The 585-nt window shown below is 36.8% G+C and carries 1 protein-coding gene; it reads right to left on the bottom strand.

Annotated features, from left to right (window positions below; translation table 11 throughout):
• A partial coding sequence (locus ACWIX0_RS14065; RefSeq protein WP_454174598.1) for a restriction endonuclease subunit S occupies positions 1 to 585 on the bottom strand: 585 nt, incomplete at both ends.

A 585-nucleotide genomic window follows, 5' to 3' on the forward strand; every position in this document is an offset into this window, starting at 1 on the left:
TTTAAATTTGTTTGCAAACCCTGCCTAGAATACTTTTCTAAATAAACTTGCCCTATTTTAGAATTAAAAAATGTTATGAGATAAAGCCTTAAAATACCCCTAGATTCTGCAAATCTCAAAATACACAAGGCTTGATTTATGTTTGCTTCAAAATCATAATCAAAAATTGCGCACCTTCCTATCGTTCCAGCAATAGAAAACAAAACATCGCTGTTTTGTAATTGAGTTCTTTTTAGTGTTGTTTTGTGAATTTGCGGTTTGATATAGATAAAATTTGCAGTTTCAACGCGAGAATTTTTTAAATCAACAGCCCTTAAAAATGGTATTCCTTGATTAGAGTCTGTGTAATCGTCTCCGCCAGCTTTTGGCGTAGCACCGCTTGAAATGGGATAATCAACCAAATCTTTAAGTTTTATAGTATCAAAAGATTTGATTTTGCGCTCGATTGCGTCATATTTGGTTTGATAGTATTCGCTATCAAGTCTCCCACTTATGCCATAGCTTTGGGAGAGTGGGCGGATAGAGAGATTTAAATGCGGGTATTTTTCAACCCACCCCCTAGCCCCCTCCGCAAGGGAGGGGGAA

Source organism: Helicobacter sp. T3_23-1059, from assembly GCF_053654515.1.